The following is a 21,959-nucleotide window of genomic DNA, read 5'->3' on the forward strand; positions in this document are numbered from 1 at the left end:
CTTAATTGCTTACGTGTAATAATGTGTTGCCTTGCAAAGAAATATTATAGGCTTTCAGGCTTCTTTCGGCAGGCGCTTTTTGTGGACTACCATCAAGCAGCGAAAATTTGGCGCCCGAACAAGGATCGGTAGCCGTTACACCGCTATCGTCAGGTGTTACTTTGCAAATCTTTTCCGGATTTACCGTGCTGCATCGATCAAAGGCAACATATCCACCGAGCGGCGTTTTTACAATCAGCAATCCACCCACTCCATTGTTTGAAACAACCAAGACATTGTTTACTGCCTTTAAGCTAAATTCCGTTATCGTTACGTTATAGTTTACAGGTACCTCAGGAATAAAACCCTGGTTTTTACCACAACCCGTAACCATAAGGAGTACAAACAATATGCTATATAGATATTTCGTCATTAAATTAAAGCAGATTTAAATTGCTTTAAGAAACGTGCATCATTTTCAGAAAATAAACGCAAATCTTTAATTTCATACTTTAGATTGGCAATACGTTCAATCCCCATTCCAAATGCAAAACCACTATATTTTTTTGAGTCAATACCGCAGTTTTCCAAAACATTCGGATCTACCATGCCACAGCCTAAAATTTCTACCCAACCACTGTATTTACAAAGCTGGCAACCGGAGCCTTTACAAATGGTACAAGAAATATCCATCTCTGCAGACGGTTCGGTAAAAGGGAAATATGATGGACGGAAACGCACCTTCGTACCTTCTCCATATAATTCCTGCACAAAATAAAACAAAGTCTGCTTTAAATCTGCAAATGAAACATTTTCATCCACATATAAACCTTCTATCTGGTGGAAAAAGCAGTGTGCACGCGCAGAAATGGCTTCGTTTCGGTAAACACGGCCTGGCATAATTGCCCTGAATGGCGGCTGGCCTTGTTCCATCATTCTTACTTGCACCGAAGAAGTATGTGTACGTAAGGCTATATCTCCTTTCTCACCTCCCTTTTTAATAAAGAAAGTATCTTGCATATCTCTTGCCGGATGCTCTTCCGGAAAGTTCAGGGCCGAGAAATTATGCCAATCATCTTCAATTTCGGGGCCTTCTGCTACAGTGAAACCCAGTTTGGCAAAAATCTCCACAATTTCTCTACGCACCAGAGCCAGAGGATGGCGCGAACCGATCTCGAAACCTTCGCCAGGCAAAGTTAAATCCAATTGCGTACTTTCACTTTTAGCATCAGTACTTTCGGTTGCTTCTTTTAGTGTAATGTATTTTGATTCGGCTAATTGTTTAAATTCATTTAGAACCTTGCCCAACGATCTTTTTTCTTCAACAGAAACAGATTTGAATTCGTCGAAAATCTCCTTAATGATGCCTTTGCTTCCTAAATATTTAATGCGGAACTGCTCTAACTCGTCTGCCTTTTCAGTTACGAAAGCATTAATTTTCTCGGTATACTGTGCTATTTTGTCCTGTAACATGGCATCAAATATACAGCAAATTATTCAATAATTTTAAGCTTGACCGGTTCAAATAATCTGTTTACAATGCCATTATAAAAGAAAATGAACCCATAAACAACAAAAGCCACTTACCGCGGCTTTTGTTGTTTATATAAATTTATGGATTTTAAATTACCCCTAATTCTTTTCCCACTTTAGTAAATGCGGCAATGGCTTTATCTAAGTGGTGCTGCTCGTGCCCGGCAGATAATTGTACACGGATTCTGGCTTTGCCCTGAGGCACAACTGGATAAAAGAACCCGATTACATAAATTCCTTCTGCTAACATTTTAGCAGCAAATTGTTGTGCAATTTTAGCATCATACAACATTACCGGAACAATTGGATGGAAACCAGGTTTAATATCAAAACCTGCTTCTGTCATTTTTGCACGGAAATATTTGGTGTTTTTTTCTAATTTATCCCTTAATGATGTGGTTTCGCTCAGCATATCTAATACCGCTATAGATGCTCCTGCAATTGCCGGCGCTAAAGTGTTAGAGAACAAATACGGGCGTGAACGCTGGCGTAACATATCAATAATTTCTTTCTTGCCTGAAGTAAAACCACCCGATGCACCGCCTAAAGCCTTACCCAATGTACCGGTAATGATATCGATACGGTCCATTACATTAAAATGCTCATGAGTTCCGCGACCGTTTTTACCAATAAAACCAGTACAGTGCGATTCATCGATCATAATTAATGCCTCGTATTTATCAGCCAAATCTGCAATTTTATCCAGTGGTGCTACAGAACCGTCCATAGAGAAAGCGCCATCAGTTACAATAATCCTGTGCCTGCAATCTTTGGCCGCGATTAACTGTTTTTCCAAATCGTCCATATCGGCATTTTTATAACGGAAACGCTGTGCTTTACACAACCTTACCCCATCTATAATTGACGCATGATTTAACTCATCAGAAATAATAGCATCTTCAGCACTAAACAATGGCTCAAAAACCCCTCCGTTTGCATCAAAAGCAGCAGCATACAAAATAGTGTCCTCAGTTCCTAAAAATTTAGAGATCTTTGCTTCAAGTTCTTTGTGCACATCTTGTGTACCACAGATAAAACGAACTGAAGACATTCCATAGCCATGATCGTCGATTGCTTTCTTAGCTGCTTCTATCACTTTGGGATGAGAAGAAAGGCCTAAATAATTATTAGCACAAAAGTTAACCACTTCAGTACCACCGCTTACTTTAATGTCGGCACCCTGAGGGGTGATGATGATACGTTCGCGTTTAAATAATCCAGCGTTTTCGATTTCTTCAAGTTCCTTTTGAAGAACAGGTTGTAATGTTTTGTACATGGCCTTTTTTTAATGGTTGATTTAGCACCAAAGTTATAAAAAAAAGTCTTTTCCGACCCAAAAGGGCAATTTTATCCCAACATTTTGAATACAAATATTTCACTGATCAGCTCCGCATTTCTATGACGAATCTTTAAACAACATCTATCCTGATTATTTTTTTTTCGATCTTAACAAACTTTAACACTCACCTATGTGTATAGTGTTAAAGTTATTCGATATTTATAGCTTACTAACCCAACATATGATAAGAATTTTATCGCTCCTGTTTTTTTGCGGATTTACCAATATTATTTTAGCTCAGCAATCTACCATCACCGGAATGGTTAAAGATAATAGCGGCCAACCTATTCCTTTTGCAACTGTTTATTTAAAAAATACCACCAAAGGAACATCAGCAAATGTTGATGGAAAATATGCGTTAAAACTCAAAAATGGTCAATACACTTTAAGTTTTAGGGCTGTTGGTTATAAACAACAAGATCATATTGTCAATTTATCTGCAGATCAATCGCTCAACGTTATCTTAACATCAGAAAGTTATACGCTAGAAAACGTGAATATCACGGCCAGTGCTGAAGATCCGGCCTATGCCATTATCCGCAAAGCCATTAAAGAACGAAAAGCACACTTGAATGAAGTTAAAGCGTTTAGCTGTGATGTATACATTAAAGGAGTGCAAAGGTTAAAAGGCGCACCTAAAAAATTCTTCGGTCAGGATATACAGAAAATTTTGGAACTTGACACTAACCGGAGGGGTATTATTTACCTTTCAGAATCGCAGAGCAAATTTAATTTCAGACGGCCCAATGAGGTACACGAAGAAATGATTTCATCAAAAGTTGCCGGCCGAAACAATACATTCAGTTTTAATAAGGCATCCGATCTGATCATCAATTTTTACGATAATTACCTGCTCGAAAACAAATTGAGTACAAGAGGATACATTTCACCTATCGCAGATAATGCCCTTTTTTATTATAAATATAAATTATTAGGGGAAAGCAATGAAAATGGGGAAACTATCCATAAAATAGAAGTGATTCCACGTCGCGAGAACGACCCTGTTTTCAGGGGAATTATTTATATTATCGATAATAGCTGGAGAATTTACAATACCGATGTTTACCTCACCAAAAAAGCAGGCATCAATTTTATTGATACGCTGCACATCAGCCAGCAGTTTACCAAGGTTAATGAAGCGTATATGCCTACTGCCATTAACTTTAAATTTGGCGGTAATGTGCTGGGATTTAAAATAGACGGTTATTATGTTGGTATTTACAGCAATTATAACCTTGATCCTAAATTCCCAAAACACTTTTTTAATGGGGAGATCTTAAAAGTTACCGAAATGGTAAATAAAAAAGATTCCATTTATTGGAAAAACAACAGGCCTATCCCGCTAACGGAAGACGAAAAGATCAACTATGTCAAAAAAGATAGCATAGCGAAACTAAAAGAATCGAAAAAATATCTCGATTCTCTTGAAAGAGAAAATAACAAATTCGGAATAGGTAAGCTTTTGCTCAGGGGTGTAAGTATCAATGATCGGTACGATAAAGAGTATTGGAGTTTCGACCCTGTATTAAAAGCTATATTTTACAATACAGTAGAAGGATTTGCCATAAAATATGGTGTTACCTATCGTAAGGATTTTGAGAACAGAAGATCTTATTCCATCCGACCTGAGTTGAGGTTTGGTTTCGCCAACCAGAAGCTTACCGGAAGTCTGAGCGGAAGCTATTATTACAACCCACGTAAGCGGGCCAGTGTTGGCGCATCATTCGGAAATGGGATATTCGATCTGAACAATCTGGGCTCTATGACACAGCTTGGCAATACCATTAACTCATTATTTTATGAAAAAAACTTTGCCAAATTTTACGAAAAGAGCTTTATAAATATTAATACCACCCGCGAGCTCGTCTCCGGCCTTCAGGGAAGTTTGGCCTTGGATTATAGCAGGAATAAAAACCTCACCAATAATACCAACTTCAAATTTATAGACGTTAAGGACCTCGAATTTACTTCGAACAACCCTTTCAGTCCAAATGAAGAGATACCGCTGTTCCCTACATATAATTCTTTCAGCGCAACGGCAAGTTTAACCTATACCTTCGGACAGCAGTATATCACCCGTCCGGATGGCAAGTTTTATACCGAATCGAAGTTCCCAAAAATTACATTATTATATAAAAAAGGTTTTAATGGTGTATTGAACAGCGATATTGACTACGATTTTGTGAAGCTGGAAGTTTCTCAAGACAGGATCGGGATGGGATTATGGGGCTATACCTCTTTTTTGGCCGGTGTGGGTAAATTTTTGAACAATAAAAACATGTATTATCCTGACTTCAAACATTTCGCAGGTAACATCTCGACTATTTTCCCTCCTAATATCAGAAAATTTCAGTACCTCGACTTCTATCAGTTTAGCACCAATCAACAGTATTTCGAAGCCCATTTAGAACATAATTTTGCGGGTTTCTTTATGAATAAAATTCCCTTGTTGCGTAAAGCAAAACTGGAGGAATTTATTGGTGGAGGTTATTTATCGTCTCCCGAAAAAAGGAATTATAAAGAATTCTATTTCGGTATCCAACGCCTGGTATTGCGTGCCAGCTACGGCTTTGCCTATGATGGCGGACGTAAGTTGACGCAGGGATTCAGGATCGCGTACGGATTCTAATAGGGAAGATATTTTATGTAAGATGGATGATGGTAGACAACACATTTTCCATCTTACTTTTTTATATAATTTATCTATTCAGTAAAGAAGTTGCTGAAAGGGCGGTTTGCAATCCATTCTACATTTTCCATTTTACATCATAAAAAACCTTCCTTCTTAAGCCCCTTCTACCTTCAACCTTTTTTACTATCTTTGCACCGCTTTAAACGCCGTTTGCAACGGTATCAACAGCGTTATGAAAAAATATCAGACACTACTTTACTATTGCTATAGCCACATAGCAGAGGCAGAGCAATTTGCAGCCGATCATCTTAAATTTTGCAAATCTTTAGGTCTTGTTGGCCGTATCATCGTGGCCGACGAAGGGTTAAACGGTACCATATCGGGCACTCCGGAAGCCTGCGAAGCTTATATGAAAGCGATACATGCTGATGAAAGGTTTGCCAAAACAGAATTTAAAATTGACGACGTAGAAGAGCTTTCATTTTTGAAAATGCATTGCCGTTACAAATCGGAAATTGTGCATTCTGGTTTAAGGGACACGACAATTATCGATCCCAACAAACAAACCGGTAAGCACTTAGAACCGGTCGATTTTATGAAAATGAAGGATGACGAGGATGTAGTAATCCTGGATGTACGTTCCAATTATGAACATAATCTTGGCAAATTTAAAAATGCGGTAACCCTCGACATAGAGAATTTCCGTGATTTTCCTGAGCAGATTAACCAGCTTGCCCAATATAAAGACAAAAAAATACTTACTTATTGCACGGGTGGGATTAAATGCGAAAAAGCATCTGCCCTATTGTTACACCATGGCTTTAACGATGTTTATCAATTACATGGTGGCATCATCAAATATGGCAAGGAAGCTGGCGGAAAAGATTTCGAAGGTAAATGTTACGTATTCGATAACCGAATAGCGGTGGATGTGAACCAGGTTAACCCAACAGTGGTTTCAGTTTGTTATAATTGCGGAGTTACGACGCCAAAAATGATTAACTGTGCCAATCCTGAGTGCAATGAGCATATTACCCAATGTGACGCCTGTGGAGAACAGCTTCAGGGCTGCTGCTCGGTAGCATGCACAACCAATCCGCGCAAACGCCCTTACGATGGTACAGGTTACTATGTGAAGGTTCCGCAGCCGGTAGCGGTAAAAGGGTAGAGAAAATTAATAGAAAGATCGTCATTTCGACTGGAAAGCAGTGAAATGGAAAGCGCTGTTGAAACAGATTTAGCTTCGCTGAGCACTTACGTGGTTCTCGACTTCGTTGCAGCCGATTTGCAAATAAAATATTTTATTTTTGTTTCATGGGCGGTCAAGAACTAGCCAGTGTAGCGTGCTGATCCTTTAGGTTTAGTGCGCTACTTCCTTAAATTTTATATCACTAATATTGATTTAATGCAATAAATTACCCCTCGAAATGTCGGCAATTTTAGGAACTACTAAAATTTCGATCTTTTCATGCTTGAATCCTTAACATCCATCACCTCTCGCATGTTCTAACAATTTTTCTTTACTTTGTGGCATAATGGGTGTACCCAATATCACTTTATGCTAAACTACTTCAGGCTTTTACTATTATTATCCTGCGTTACTATAACCAGCGCCGCATCAGAAATTAAAAGTATTGGCGTTCCTTACATTGAAAATTATCCAAAAGCGGTTTATGCGTCAGGAAATCAGAACTGGAGCATAGCCAAAGATAAAAATGGTGTAATGTACTTTGGCAATGCGGAAGGATTGTTAACTTTCGATGGACGTTACTGGCAGAAATACCGAATGCCGAACAGACAGATTGTTAGAGCTGTAGCCACCGATAAAAGTGGAAAAATTTATACCGGTAGTTTTGGCGAATTTGGTTACTGGGCAATTAAAAACAATAAATTAAGCTACCATTCACTTACCAGTCTGCTGCCGAAAGGGATAAAAATAGATGATGAGGTATGGAAAATCTATGTCGATCCGGATAGGGTAATCTTCCAGTCCTTTTCCAAAATATTTATCTATAAAAATAATAAAATAGAGGTGATAAAGTCACCGGCATCATTTCTATTTCTGCATAAGGTAAATAACAGATACTTTATAGAAGTGCTGGAAAAAGGCTTATTTGAACTGCTCGGCAACAAGTTAGTCTATATTCACAATAGTGACAAACTAGGCAAAGAGGGTATATTATCTATTCTTCCCTATAAGCATACTGGCCTGATTATCGGGACAAGCAAACAGGGATTGTTTACTTATGATGGCAACGATTTTACGCCTTTAAATACTCCCGCTAATAACTACCTGAAAACCTACCAGCTCAACAATGGAGTAAGTTTGTTGGGCAAGTATTTCGCATATGGTACCATTCTTAACGGTTTGATCATACTCGATGAAAATGGAAAAATTGTACAGCGGATCAATAAATCTAGCGGTTTGCAGAATAATACGGTTTTAAGCTTATACGCGGATAACGAGCAAAATCTCTGGACAGGACTTGACAACGGAATCGACCGGATAGAACTGAATTCGCCCTTATATTTTTACTTCGATAAAACTGGTCAGTTTGGAACGGTCTATTCCAGTATTATTTTCAACAATAAAATCTACTTAGGCACTAATCAAGGGCTGTTTTACAGCGAGTGGTCGCCAGATAATCTTTTGCCTTTCAATTTCCGTTTAATTCCTAATTCGCAGGGTCAGGTTTGGGAGCTGACAGTTATCGATAATGAGCTAATTTGCGGTCATAACAGCGGTACCTTTAAAGTTTTGGGCGATAAAATAGAATGGATATCGAGGTCGGCCGGTGGCTGGACCATCAAAAAACTAAATTCAAATCCAAATTACCTTGTTCAGGGAACTTATACAGGCTTATCTTTATTTACTAAGTCGCCAGGTTCTGGATTAAAGTTCGCGACTAAAATAGCTGGCTTTGAAGCGCCTTCCAGATATGTTGAACAAGATAACAGAGGAGACATCTGGGTTGGACATGCCTATAAAGGTTTATTTAAATTAAGCCTTAGCCCCGATTACACCAGAGTAACGAGCACTAAATACTTTGATGAGAAGAATGGCTTACCCGGTAATTATAACATTAACATTTTCAACCTGGAGAATAAAATTGTTTTTTCGTCTGATGCAGGCTTTTATACCTATGATGAACTCAGCAACAAATTCACCAAATATGAGGCACTCAATAAAAGCCTGGGTTCATTCGAAACTTCCAATAAAATCATCCCCGCAGGAAGTAAAAAATACTGGTTTATTAATCATGGCAAAACGGCAATGGTTAACTTTAGTGAGCCGGGCAAGGTTGAAATAGATTCTAATCAATTCAGCATTTTGGATGGCCGGATGGTGCAATACTATGAAAATATCAGTCGCATCAGTAACTCCATTTATCTCATCAGTGTTGATGATGGTTTTGTAATCTATAATCCTACTGAACAGCTCAACCAGGAAAAGAAAAAACTACCTTCTGTTTTAATCAGACGGGTAGAAGATATTACTGACAAATTCTCACTAATCAGTGAAGGTGGAAATAGCAACGAAGAAGCAGAAATCCATAATAGCAGAAACAATATCCGCATCTCTTATGCGCTTCCTTATTACCGACAAGCTAAAGTGAAATACCAGTTTTATCTGGAAGGCTATTCACACAGCTGGTCTGATTGGTCTTCGGCTACGCAAAAAGATTTCACCAATTTAAGCGCAGGCACTTATACCTTTAAAGTGAGGGCAAAAGTTGACGATAATACAATAAGTAATGAAACCATTTATACATTTACCATCCTACGACCATGGTATTTGAGCAATTGGGCTATTTTATTATATACCATCCTGTTTGTGGCAGTTTTAATTTTAGGTAAAAAAATATACGAAAAGAAACTGCAGCGTGATAGTCAGAAAATTACCGATCGTTTAAAAGCAGAGCAGGAAGAAAAATTGAGGCAGGAAGCTGAAATAAGCGAAAAGCAGATTATTAAATTACAAACGGAAAAACTCCAGGCTGAACTTGCTTCGAAGAATAGGGAGTTGGCTAATTCTGCAATGACATTGGTATACAAAAACGAGTTGCTTCAAAAACTGGCTGACGACATTACCAAGTTAAAGGATGAAAATGGTAAGAAACTTTCGGAAGAGCAGACCCGTAAAATACAAAAGGTGATCAACGACGGGATGAATGATGAACGCGACTGGCACCTGTTCGAGAACAGTTTTAACGAAGCCCATGAGAGCTTCTTTAAAAAGTTAAAAGCCCAGCATCCTGATCTGGTCCCGAATGATTTAAAACTATGTGCTTATTTGAGGATGAACATGAGCAGTAAGGAGATGTCGTCGTTATTGAATATCAGTTTAAGAGGAGTTGAAATTCGCCGGTACCGTTTACGTAAAAAACTCGAGGTGCCACACGACAAAAATTTAACCGAATTTTTAATGGAACTCTAGCCTTTGGATTTCATTTTTTTAATGATTATCCATGCAAAGCCAACACATCATCATTTAACGATTATTATTTTAAAAAATCGTTTTCGCGGCTTTTTACGATTTTTCGGTTCGTCAGGGACTACATCATTACCTCTCATCACAATTTTGCGATCCCCACAAAATACTTGGTGTACTTTTTACACAAAGCAAGATGCTAACATTCCATTAAAACTGGAAAAAACTCTGTTTTTGACCTGAAATCGCGCTTGGTTTATTTGTCTTCGAAACTCCAACGGCTATGATGATGTATTAATGTAGAGGTAAAATCACTTGCACATCTACCAAAACAACCCCACATTTAACTAACAATTAAACTAAATTTATAATAAAGCATGAAAAGAATCTTTACAAGAATTTCTGTTCTCGCTGCATTTTGTTTGCTAACAATTAACGTAGCATTAGCGCAAAACATTACTGTAAAAGGTAAGGTAATCGATGGCGGTGACAAGACCCCATTACCTGGCGTATCTATTTTAATTAAGGGCACACAAAGTGGCACCCAAACAGATGTAAATGGCAACTACTCTATTAGCGCGCCGGCCAACGCTACATTAGTATTCAACTTTGTAGGCTACACAGCAACTGAGCAAGCTGTAAACAATCAAACTACCATTAATGTATCATTGGCATCTTCTACACAGCAATTAGAGCAGGTTGTGGTGGTAGGTTATGGTACACAAAGAAAAATTGATGTAACTGGATCTGTGGCAAATGTTAAGGGCGAGGATATTTCCAAACAACCTTCTGTCAATCCGGTAAGTGCATTACAAGGAAAGGTTGCCGGTGTTTCCATCACAAACGTAGGAACTCCAGGTGCTTCACCAACCATTACCATTAGGGGTACCGGAACAATTTATGGCAAAACTGGCCCACTATACGTGGTTGATGGGGTTTGGTATGACGACATTAACTTCTTAAATCCTGCAGATATCGCAAGCATCAGTATATTAAAAGATGCTTCTTCTCAATCTATCTACGGTATCAGGGCTGCAAATGGAGTAGTTTTGGTAACTACCAACAAGGGAAAACGAGGCGATGCGGTTATTAACTACAACGGAACGGTAGGTTTTCAGAAAGTAACCAATCAGGTTGAAATGGCAAATGCATCGGAATATGCCACTGCTGTAAATGAGGCATACAGCTTACAAGATCCACCAGTGGCTCCTTTATTCGCAAATACCAATCTGGGCGAAGGCACAAACTGGTACGATGTAATTTTAAGGGAAGCTTTGGTAACCAACCACCAGCTATCCGTAAGTGGTGGAACAGAAAAATCCACTTACAACCTATCGCTTGGTTATTTAGATCAGGATGGTATCGTAAAAAACAATAACTATAAAAGATATACAGCAAGATTATCAAACGATTTCCAAATTTTTGAGCCCTTAAAAGTGGGTTATAATGTAACTGCTACCTCTAGCAAATCAAAAGATGCCCCTTCAGGTATTTTTAGGGCACTATATGCAGCATCACCAGTGGTTCCTGTGTTTAATGCAGATGGCAGCTACGGCGATCCAAATGCATTTAAACTTGGTAACGGAAGTAACATGAACCCTCAGGCTACACTTGATTTCTTTAATCAAAACACCACAAAGTATAAAGTTACCGGTAATATCTATGCGGAATTAAAATTCCTAAAGAACTTTACCTTTAAAACGAGCTTTGGCGGTGATTTTGGCCAGGAAGAAGTTAGGGGATATGTACCGGTTTACAAAGCAAGTAATACCCAGCAAAATACAAACAGTAAACTGGATATAGATCGCGTTGAAAACAGAAACTGGATTATCGAAAATACGCTGACGTATGATAAAAAGTGGGCAGATCATAGCTTAACTGTTTTATTGGGACAAACCGCTCAGCGCAATAAACTTTATGCCATTAATGCAGAAGCATTAAACGTACCCTATACTTCAGAAGGAGATTTGTATCTGGCATTGGGTGATGCAGCTAGCCGAGGTATAGTAGACAGGGGCGAGTTATCAACCTTTGCATCCTATTTCGCCAGGGTAAATTACGGTTACAAAAACAGATATTTAATCAATGCATCTGTTAGAAGAGATGGTGCTTCACAGTTTTTTGGTTCTGATAATGTTTGGGGTAACTTCCCTTCAATCGGTGCAGGCTGGGTAATCAGCAATGAAGATTTTATGAAAGATCAAAAAATCTTCAGCAATTTAAAATTAAGGGGAAGCTGGGGTAAAGTGGGTAATGCCGGCGTTCCTTTCAACCCTTCTACTCAAACGGTAGATCAATCAGCAGCCTTAATCGCCATTTTTGGTGGCATACCCTATACTGGCGCAAGCATCAGATCTTTAGTACCTCCTACACTATTCTGGGAAAGAAGTGCGGGTACAGATGTAGGTTTAGAAATGGGCTTTTTAAACAACAGGTTAACCATTGAAGCTGATTATTACAACAGAAAAACGGAACAGGCTATTTTCGATATCCCTGTATTAGGTAGTTTAGGTACTGTAAATAGTTCATTAATTGCCAACCAGGCAGATATCCGCAATCGTGGTTTTGAGTTTTTGGCCACATGGGCAGATAAAACAGCGGGCGGTTTTACTTACTCGATCAGTGGAAACGTTGGCATCAACAATAATAAGGTAATGAATGTAACATCTGGCGCGAATCCAATTTACAAAGGTGGAGATGGAATCACTAGTGGGTATCGATCTACAAGAACGATTAATAACCGCCCTATCGGCGAGTTTTTCGGCTATCAGGTTATAGGCGTTTTCCAAACAGATGCGGAGGCAGCAGCATGCCCAGGTTTCAAAAAAGGCGATTTTAAATATGCTGATATTAATGGTGATGGAAAAATTGACCTTTCTGATAGAATTGTTCTGGGTAACCCAAATCCTAAATTCACCTATGGTTTAAATACAAACTTTGCCTATAAAAACTTCGATTTAACACTCGATATTCAAGGTGTTGCCGATGTTGATGTATTTAACGCTAATCTAAGCAACCGTTTTGGTAATGAAAACTACACCAAAGATTTCTTTGATCACCGCTGGACTGGTGCGGGTACATCCAATACCTATGCTTCAGCAAACCTAGCGGGAGGCTTAAACAATGCACCTAACTCCTTTTATGTAGAAAAGGGTGATTATATCCGATTAAGAAACATCCAACTGGGTTATAGCTTACCAACTGCAATTGTTAATAAATGGAAAATGCAACGTTTAAGGTTATTTTTAAATGCTCAGAATGCTGTTAACATTTTTGGATACAAAGGATTTAGTCCAGAGGTAGGTGGAACGCCAACCAATGCAGGTATAGATACAAACGTTTATCCTTTGTTCGCAACTTATAATTTCGGAGTTAACGTAACTTTCTAATCGACATCAAAATGAAAAAAAATATAAATATACAGTCTTGCCTTGTGGCTACAGCCTTAGGTACAATGCTTTTTACCGCATCTTGTAAAAAAGACTTCCTTAATGTTCCGCCACAAGGCCAGCAACCATCTGTTACCTTTTGGAAAACAGGTGACGATGCTTTAAAAGGTGTAAATGCCATTTATGCCAATTTACGTAGCTGGGATAACGTGGCATTTAACGCAATTGCTATTGAAAGTACCGGATCAGATGAGGCAGACAAAGGCAGTACCCCTACCGATGCAACTTTCTTTAACCTTTTTGATCAGTTTACAGTAACTTCTACTCAAGGATCTTTATTGGGCTTTTGGACGGGGCAGTATCAAAATATAAATCTTTGTAACCAGGTGTTGGATAATGTACCCAACATCAATATGGACGCTACATTAAAAGCCAGATATCTTGCCGAGGCAAAATTTGTACGTGCATACTCTTACTTCAGACTAGTTAGGGCTTACGGAAACGTTCCGTTAAGATTAAACGTTCCTAAAGATAATTCAGAATACAACCTTCCTCAGTCTGATAAAGCAGCTGTATATGCGCAGATAGAAAAAGACCTTACAGAGGCGGCTGCTGTGTTACCACAGTCTTATCCGGCAACTGATTTAGGTAGAGCAACAAAAGGCGCTGCATTGGGCATGAAAGCAAAAGTTGCCATGTATCAGAAAAAATGGGCTGATGTACTGGCGCTAACCAATCAGGTAATGACTTTGGGATACGATCTGTTTCCTGATTATGAAAAAGGATTTAGGGAAGCAAATGAAAACAGTGTAGAATCTTTATTTGAAGTACAAGCTTCTTTAATTCAAGGCAACGCTGCTGCATCTAATTCTCAATACAGTCAGGTTCAGGGAGTGGCAGGCGTAATGGGATGGGGTTTTAACACACCATCTGCAGAATTGGAAGGCGCTTATGAAACCGGAGATCCAAGGAAAGATGCGACCATTCTTTTCAGAGGAGAGACTACTCCACAAGGCGACCTTGTTCCAACTTCTGTACCGAATCCACGTTATAATCAAAAATCTTATGTTCCGTTTAACACCAGAGTATCAGGCTTCAATGAAGGCGCTCAACAGAACATAAGGGTATTAAGATTTGCAGATATTTTGCTAATGAATGCGGAAGCTGCTAACGAATTAGGAAATCCTTCACAGGCACTTACCTCATTAAACAGAGTGCGTAAACGTGCCAGAGGTTCAAATCCTGCAATTTTACCTGATGTGACTACAACGGACCAGACGGCATTAAGAACAGCTATCTGGAAAGAAAGACAGGTTGAGCTTGCGATGGAAAACGATCGTTATTTCGATGTAATCAGACAAGGAAGAGCATTGACCGTATTTGGTCCTAAAGGATGGAAAGCCAATAAAAATGAAGTTTGGCCAATTCCACAAACTGAAATTGATTTAAGTGGAGGTTTGCTTAAGCAAAATCCTGGTTACTAAAACATAATTTTAAAGGGTTGCCAGATAACTGGCAACCCTTTTTTCACACTTCTATGATGTTAAAAATCTATCCTACAAGAATTTCATTATTATCAATTATCTTGGTTTCGTTGTTGGTTTTCGGTGCATGCTCTAAAGCCAAAACTCAGGTCTATAATCCTGACCTCAGCATTAAAAAAAACCTTAGTGATGAGCAATTGCTTGACCTCGTTCAAAAACAGACTTTCCAGTATTTTTGGGATGGTGCAGAACCGACATCTGGTGCCGGTCGCGAACGTTATCATGTAGATAATGTTTATCCCGAAAATGACAAGAACACCGTTGCAACCGGTGCTACTGGTTTTGGCTTGATGGCTATTTTAAGCGGGATTGACAGAAATTATGTGTCTAAAAAAGAAGGTTTAGACCGGTTAAATAAAATATTGGATTTTCTATCCAAAGCAGATCGCTTTCATGGTGCCTGGCCACACTGGATTTATGGCGAAACCGGTAAAGTACGTCCATTCGGACAAAAAGACAACGGGGGCGATCTTGTAGAAACATCATTTGTTGCACAGGCATTAATCTGCATTAAAGAATATTATAAAAACGGAACAGATGCCGAAAAAGCTTTAGCTGAAAAAGCTGACAAACTTTGGAAAGGTATTGATTTTAACTGGTACCGCAATGGTAGCCAGAATGTATTGTACTGGCATTGGTCGCCGGAATACCAGTGGGAAATGAATTTTCCTGTTAAAGGCTATAACGAATGTTTAATTATGTACGTATTGGGAGCCTCTTCCCCTACCCATAGTATACCAGCCGAAGTTTACCATGAAGGCTGGGCAAGAAATGGAGCAATCAAGGCAAATTTCGATCTATACGGGCATCATATCCCATTAGATTATCAAGGTGCAAAAAATTCTGTGGGTCCGTTATTCTGGGCGCACTATTCCTATTTAGGTTTAAATCCAAAAGGATTAAAAGACCGCTATGCCGATTATTGGCAAAATAATGTCAATCAAACATTAGCCATACATGATTATTGCGTAACTAATCCAAAGAAATTTAAAGGCTATGGCCAAAATAGCTGGGGTTTAACGGCCAGTTATTCTGTAAAAGGATATGCCGCTCACAGTATACAAGAGGATTTTGGCGTAATCTCTCCTACCGCAGCCATATCCTCTATCCCCTATACCCCAAAAGAATCGATTAAAGTGATCAGGCACCTCTATGAAGATCTGGGCGACAAAGTTTGGGGAAAATACGGTTTCTACGATGCGTTTTCAGAGACCGATAATTGGTATCCTAAAAGATATTTGGGTATTGATCAGGGACCAATTGTGGTGATGATTGAAAATTACCGGTCGGGATTACTTTGGAAACTATTTATGAACAATCCAGACGTACAGAAAGGCTTAATTAAATTGGGATTTGAAAGCCCGGCATTGAAGAAAAATTGATAATCATTACATCAAATGAAGAATATCCTATTCATCATATTAATCAGCTTAACTATTACATCACGGGCCCAGCAAAAAACCTACTGTAATCCCATCAATGTAGATTATGGTTATACGCCTTTCGAGTCTTTTACTGAATGGGGCAAACACAGGGCTACAGCCGATCCGGTTATTGTAAACTATAAGGGCGATTTCTACCTGTTTAGTACCAACCAATGGGGTTATTGGCATAGTGCCGATATGCTGAACTGGAAATTCCACGAAAGAAAATTTTTGCGTCCATGGAACAAAACCAAAGATGAACTCTGTGCGCCCGGCGTGGGCATTGTTGGCGATACCATGGTGGTTTTTGGCAGCACTTATACTAAAAACTTCACTCTTTGGGGCAGTACAGACCCTAAAGGCAACAAATGGTTTCCTTTAGTTGATTCCTTGGAAATAGGTGGCTGGGATCCAGCCTTTTTTACCGATGATGATGGTAAGTTTTATATGTACAACGGTAGTAGCAATAATTACCCCATGTATGGTGTAGAGCTCGACCGCAAAACTTTTAAACCCAAAGGTACCCGTACACCAATGTATTTACTTGAAAGCTGGCGCTATGGCTGGCAGCGTTTTGGGGAGTATATGGACAATACCTTTCTCGACCCTTTTGCCGAAGGTGCCTGGATGACCAAACATAATGGCAAATATTATTTCCAATATGGTGCACCGGGAACCGAATTTAGTGGCTATTCAGATGGTGTGGTTGTAGGTACCAAACCGCTGTTTTATGATACGCCTACCACACCGCAATCTGATCCGTTAAGTTATAAAGGTGGGGGATTTTCACGCGGTGCAGGACATGGAGCAACCTTTCAGGATAACAACAAAAATTATTGGCACATTTCTACCAGCATTATCTGCGTAAAAAACACATGGGAACGCCGCATGGGCATCTGGCCAACTGGTTTTGATCAGGACGATGTAATGTGGACCAATACCGCATTTGGTGATTATCCGCTTTATTTACCTGCCGAAAGGAAAGAAAGTGGGCCTGCCGGTCCCGGGTGGATGCTCATTAACTATAAAAAACCGGTAACTGTATCTTCTACCCTTGGCGGCTTTAACGCCAATAATGCAGTTGATGAAAATATTAAAACGTATTGGAGTGCCAAAACAGCTGATAACGGCGAATGGATCCAGACTGATTTAGGGAGCCTTGCAACCGTTAATTCCATACAAATTAATTATGCTGATCAGGATGCCGAATTTTTAGGAAAACAGATGGGAATTTATCATCAATATAAAATCCTTTCATCAGTTGACGGCAAAAAATGGACGACTTTGGTTGATAAAAGCCAAAACAAAACAGATGTTCCGCATGATTATATTGAATTGCCAAAACCGGTTAAAACCAGGTTTATCAAAATGGTAAACATCCATATGCCTACCGGGAAATTTGCCATTAGTGGCTTACGCGTTTTCGGCAATGGGAATGGCGAAAAACCCTCTCAGGTAAACAACCTGATCGTTTTAAGAACAGAAAAAGATAAACGTAGTGCCTATATCAAATGGGAACCTGTTGATAATGCATTTGCCTATAACCTTTACTATGGTACAGCCTCGGATAAACTGTACAACTGCATCATGATCCACGATTTTAACGAATACTGGTTTAAGGCGATGGACAGTAAGAAAGCGTATTATTTTGCTATGGAAGCCATCAATGAAAATGGCGTTTCGGTAAAAACCGAAGTAAAAAAAGTTGATTAAATAAATGGTCACAAATAAACAGCTCGCGCCCGTTTCTAACGAGCGCGGACAAAGCCAATCGTTTTGAACGATTAAAAGTAAAACAATAGAATCGTTAAGTTTTCAGGCATTCGTTTTTAATGAGTGCCGGCAAGAATTTGATCAATAAAGAATAAAACGCATATATAATGAAGAGAGCGAATATCCTGGTTGTTTTTTTAACCCTTTTTGTGCTGAACGGATCGGCACAGACCAAAAAAACTGTTTCGGCAGAAGAAGCAAAGATGAATGCCTTCATCAGCAACCTCATGGCGAAAATGACCGTTGATGAAAAAATAGGTCAGTTGAATTTGCCAAGTTCGGGTGATATTACTACAGGACAAGCCAACAGCAGCGACATTTCAAAAAAAATTAAAGCCGGACAAGTTGGGGGTTTATTCAATATTAAGGGGGTAGATAAAATTAAAGCGGTACAAAAAATAGCGGTAGAAAACAGCCGTATGAAAATTCCACTGCTATTCGGAATGGATGTGATCCATGGGTACAACACCGTTTTCCCGATTCCTTTAGGCGTTAGCTGTATCTGGGATATGGCAACCATACAAAAATCGGCACGTATAGCTGCTATAGAAGCCAGCGCAAGTGGAATTAACTGGACCTTCTCCCCTATGGTCGATATTTCCAGGGATCCACGCTGGGGACGCATCTCAGAAGGAAGTGGAGAAGACCCCTATTTAGGTTCGCAAATTGCCGCCGCCATGGTGAAAGGTTATCAGGGAAAACTTCAGGCCAATAACGAGATTTTAGCCTGCGTAAAACATTATGCGCTTTATGGTGCTGCTGAAGCAGGCAGAGACTATAATACAACCGATATGAGCAAAGTGCGGATGTACAACGAATATTTCCCGCCCTATAAAGCTGCTGTTGATGCCGGTGCAGCAAGCATTATGGCTTCCTTTAACGAAGTGGATGGTATCCCGGCTACGGGAAGCAAATGGCTAATGACAGATGTTTTGAGAAATCAATGGGGCTTTAAAGGTTTTGTAGTGACTGATTATACCGGCATCCCTGAAATGATTGCACATGGGATGGGTGATTTACAAACTGTTTCCGCCCTGGCGCTGAATGCCGGCATTGATATGGATATGGTAGGCGAAGGTTTTTTAGGCACTTTAAAAAAATCATTGGCAGAGAAAAAAGTAGGCATCGCACAAATAGACCGTGCCTGCCGCTTAGTGCTCCAGGCCAAATACAAGTTGGGTTTATTTACAGATCCATATAAATTTTGCAATACAGAAAGAGCAGAAAAAGAGGTTTTTAGCCCGGCTAATCGTCAGGTGGCACGCGAAGTTGCAACAGAAAGTTTCGTGCTGTTGAAAAATAACAATAATCTACTTCCCTTAAAAAAATCAGGTACCATTGGTTTAATCGGTCCTTTGGCAGATAATACCGCTAATATGTATGGTACCTGGAGTGTTGCCGCACTTTTTGACAAGTCGGTAACGGTACTACAAGGTTTAAAAAATGTATTGGGTGATAGAGCAAAAATATTAACTGCACGCGGTGCAAACTTCCTGGCAGATTCTGCTATGGAGCAGCGTTATGTAAACATCCACAACCCAACATACAAACGTGATCCACGTACAGAAGCTGAAATGATTAAAGAAGCTTTAGAAGTGGCAAAAAAATCAGATGTTATTGTAGCCACTATTGGAGAAGGTTCTGAATTTACAGGCGAAAGCAGCAGTGTAACCGATATCCAGATTCCTGAAACACAGAAAAACCTTTTAAAAGCTTTGGCTAAAACTGGTAAACCCGTGGTATTGGTCCTGTTTACAGGTCGCCCTTTGGCATTAAATTGGGAACAGCAGAATATACCGGCAATTTTAAATGTTTGGTTCCCGGGTAGTGAGGCAGGAAATGCAATTGCCGATGTCCTCTTCGGGGATGTTAATCCCTCAGGCAAACTGAGCGCAACTTTTCCTCAAAATGTAGGTCAGGTGCCGTTGTATTATGCCCATAAAAATACCGGCCGCCCATTGGCTGAAGGTAAATGGTTCGAAAAATTCCGGTCCAACTATTTAGATGTAAGTAATGATCCATTGTATCCTTTTGGTTTTGGTTTGAGCTATACAACATTTAATTATAGCGATGTTAAACTGAGCACCAATACCTTAAGCAAAGGAAAATCGATCACAGCATCGGTTACTTTAAGCAACACCGGCAAATATGACGGTAAAGAAGTTGTTCAATTGTACATTCAGGATCTTGTTGGAAGCATTACCCGTCCGGTTAAAGAGTTAAAAGGCTTCCAAAAGATTAATTTAAAAGCCGGGGAAAGCAAAACGGTTACATTCAATATTTCCGAAAACGACCTTAAATTTTACAATTCTGATTTAAAATTCGCTGCAGAACCTGGCGATTTCAAGGTATTCATCGGTACAAATTCCCGCGATGTAAAAGAAGCATCTTTTACATTGAAATAAAGACAATTAGGTTCGGTTATCAACCCTGAGCTATTGTAAAGTAGCCAGGGTTTTTTATTTTTGCTGAATGAACGATCAGGATCTCAAAAAGCACAGCTATTAATTAAGCCCTATGATCGCTTCGTTTCTACTATAAACCAATCGAACCTAAGCGCACGAAAACCAGACATAATCAAGTACAATTAATAAACAAACAGATGAAAAAGATTATTCTAACAATTTGCATTCTTTTTCCTGTACTCTTTTTAAATGCTCAGGACTTAAAAAAATACGACAGGGGAAGTTTTATTAAAGGAAAGGATTCGATTTACTACAGGGTTTTATTTCCGGAGAATTTTAATCCCGACCAAAAATACCCGATCGTTTTCTTTTTACACGGAAGCGGAGAAAGGGGCAGTGATAACGCCAGTCAACTGGTACATGGTGGAAAATTATTTTTAAGAAATGATATAAGGAAAAATTTCCCTGCTATAATCGTTTTCCCCCAATGTCCGCAGAACGATTATTGGGCTAATGTTAATATTGAGAAAAATGCCAATGGCAAAAGAACGTTCAGCTTTGTAGAAGGCGGTAAACCAACCAAAATAATGCATGCCTTACAGGGAATGATCAAAGATTTTCTTAAAAAACCTTATGTAAACAAAGATCAGGTTTATGTTGGGGGCCTATCAATGGGCGCTATGGGTACGTATGAAGTGTTGAGGCGAGAGAGGCATAAATTTGCGGCAGCCATTGCTATCTGTGGCGGCGACAATACCAATAACATTAAAAAGTATAGCAGAATACCGCTTTGGATTTTTCATGGTGCAAAAGATGATATTGTAGATCCGGCATTATCTATGGCCATTGCCGAACGGCTAAAAAGTATTGGTGGGGAGGTTAAATTCACGCTGTACCCTAACGCAAACCACAATAGCTGGGATAATGCCTTTGCCGAACCAGAATTATTGAGCTGGTTGTTTTCGCATAAGAAATAGTAAGTTAATCGAACCTCGCAGGTTTCTCGCTATCGTCACCCTGATCCGATGGCTATCGGATTTATTTCAGGGGCTTTCTTCAATAGATGTTAAAACACCTGTCCTACCGGCAGGAAGTTCAGCAGAACGACTAAATTTAAAAGAGATAATGTAAAATTGATTTTCAGGTAAAAGATTTGGAAAGCAGGGTTTGGTAGATGATCGGTTTCGAAAGCCCTGCCATCCGCTTTACTCGCACCAATTGAAAAAATTGATGCTCCTGCCCGCTCCTGTCAGGTTTAACTTACCTAGGTTAACCTAGGTAACCTAGACCCGACAAAAACGGAAAGCCCGGAGGCTGAGGAACGAAGCCGATGACTTGAAGTGATGGCGGGACTGCGGTAACCGATAAATACAGGTTTTGCGCTCCAAAAAACAAAACTCCAGAAATCTTAAGGTCATGCAATCTTTGCACATCGCTAAGCGCCTGGTTTAACCCATATAAATTTGGAACACGTAAATTGGGTGTTCTTAGCGAGACGCTAAGACGAGA

At 39.5% G+C, this 21,959-nt stretch carries 13 protein-coding genes; 9 read left to right on the plus strand and 4 right to left on the minus strand.

Annotated elements, in window-relative coordinates; all coding sequences use genetic code 11:
- Position 1 precedes the first annotated feature (1 nt).
- From ACFE6N_RS13890 to kbl, 3 genes are all read right to left on the minus strand, one after another.
- The gene (locus ACFE6N_RS13890) at positions 2-412 is read right to left on the minus strand and encodes a hypothetical protein (protein ID WP_145860245.1); all 411 of its coding nucleotides are present in this window, start codon (positions 410-412) and stop codon (positions 2-4) included.
- A complete protein-coding gene (gene pheS / locus ACFE6N_RS13895) occupies positions 412-1,452 on the minus strand; it encodes a phenylalanine--tRNA ligase subunit alpha (protein WP_378937372.1) in 1,041 nt (346 codons plus the stop codon). The genes ACFE6N_RS13890 and pheS overlap by 1 nt, the downstream gene beginning before the upstream one ends.
- 148 nt (positions 1,453-1,600) lie before the next feature.
- A complete protein-coding gene (gene kbl, locus ACFE6N_RS13900) occupies positions 1,601-2,788 on the minus strand; it encodes a glycine C-acetyltransferase (protein ID WP_378937374.1) in 1,188 nt (395 codons plus the stop codon).
- A 244-nt stretch (positions 2,789-3,032) separates the two neighbouring features.
- Between kbl and ACFE6N_RS13905 the strand changes: the two genes are divergently transcribed.
- The 9 genes from ACFE6N_RS13905 (at position 3,033) to ACFE6N_RS13945 (ending at position 21,427) form a co-directional block, all read left to right on the plus strand.
- Positions 3,033-5,480 (plus strand): DUF5686 and carboxypeptidase regulatory-like domain-containing protein, encoded by a 2,448-nt coding sequence (locus ACFE6N_RS13905; protein ID WP_378937376.1) that lies wholly within the window; start codon positions 3,033-3,035, stop codon positions 5,478-5,480.
- Positions 5,481-5,715: 235 nt separating this feature from the next.
- The gene (locus ACFE6N_RS13910) at positions 5,716-6,651 is read left to right on the plus strand and encodes a rhodanese-related sulfurtransferase (RefSeq protein ID WP_378937378.1); all 936 of its coding nucleotides are present in this window, start codon (positions 5,716-5,718) and stop codon (positions 6,649-6,651) included.
- A gap of 390 nt (positions 6,652-7,041) precedes the next feature.
- The gene (locus ACFE6N_RS13915; RefSeq protein WP_378937380.1) at positions 7,042-9,921 is read left to right on the plus strand and encodes a triple tyrosine motif-containing protein; all 2,880 of its coding nucleotides are present in this window, start codon (positions 7,042-7,044) and stop codon (positions 9,919-9,921) included.
- Positions 9,922-10,292: 371 nt separating this feature from the next.
- Positions 10,293-13,304, plus strand: coding sequence for a SusC/RagA family TonB-linked outer membrane protein (locus ACFE6N_RS13920; RefSeq protein ID WP_378937382.1), 3,012 nt, complete (start codon positions 10,293-10,295; stop codon positions 13,302-13,304).
- 11 nt (positions 13,305-13,315) lie between these two features.
- Entirely contained in the window at positions 13,316-14,788 is a 1,473-nt protein-coding gene (locus tag ACFE6N_RS13925; RefSeq protein ID WP_378937384.1) for a RagB/SusD family nutrient uptake outer membrane protein, read from the plus strand.
- A gap of 53 nt (positions 14,789-14,841) precedes the next feature.
- On the plus strand, positions 14,842-16,230 hold the full coding sequence (locus ACFE6N_RS13930) for a glucoamylase family protein (RefSeq protein WP_378937386.1): 1,389 nt from the start codon (positions 14,842-14,844) through the stop codon (positions 16,228-16,230).
- 15 nt (positions 16,231-16,245) lie between these two features.
- The gene (locus ACFE6N_RS13935) at positions 16,246-17,985 is read left to right on the plus strand and encodes a discoidin domain-containing protein (protein WP_378937388.1); all 1,740 of its coding nucleotides are present in this window, start codon (positions 16,246-16,248) and stop codon (positions 17,983-17,985) included.
- Between the two features lie 167 nt (positions 17,986-18,152).
- Positions 18,153-20,450 carry a beta-glucosidase BglX gene (bglX, locus tag ACFE6N_RS13940; RefSeq protein WP_378937390.1) on the plus strand — a complete coding sequence of 766 codons (2,298 nt, stop codon included), beginning with the start codon at positions 18,153-18,155 and terminating at the stop codon, positions 20,448-20,450.
- 197 nt (positions 20,451-20,647) lie between these two features.
- A complete protein-coding gene (locus ACFE6N_RS13945; RefSeq protein ID WP_378937392.1) occupies positions 20,648-21,427 on the plus strand; it encodes a dienelactone hydrolase family protein in 780 nt (259 codons plus the stop codon).
- Between the two features lie 292 nt (positions 21,428-21,719).
- Here the strand turns inward: ACFE6N_RS13945 and ACFE6N_RS13950 are convergent.
- Positions 21,720-21,959 (minus strand): hypothetical protein (locus ACFE6N_RS13950; protein WP_378937394.1); only part of this gene is annotated, 240 nt, incomplete at its 5' end.

Origin of the sequence: Pedobacter sp. BG31 (assembly GCF_042464845.1) — a bacterium.
In the GTDB taxonomy this organism is placed as follows: domain Bacteria; phylum Bacteroidota; class Bacteroidia; order Sphingobacteriales; family Sphingobacteriaceae; genus Pedobacter; species Pedobacter suwonensis.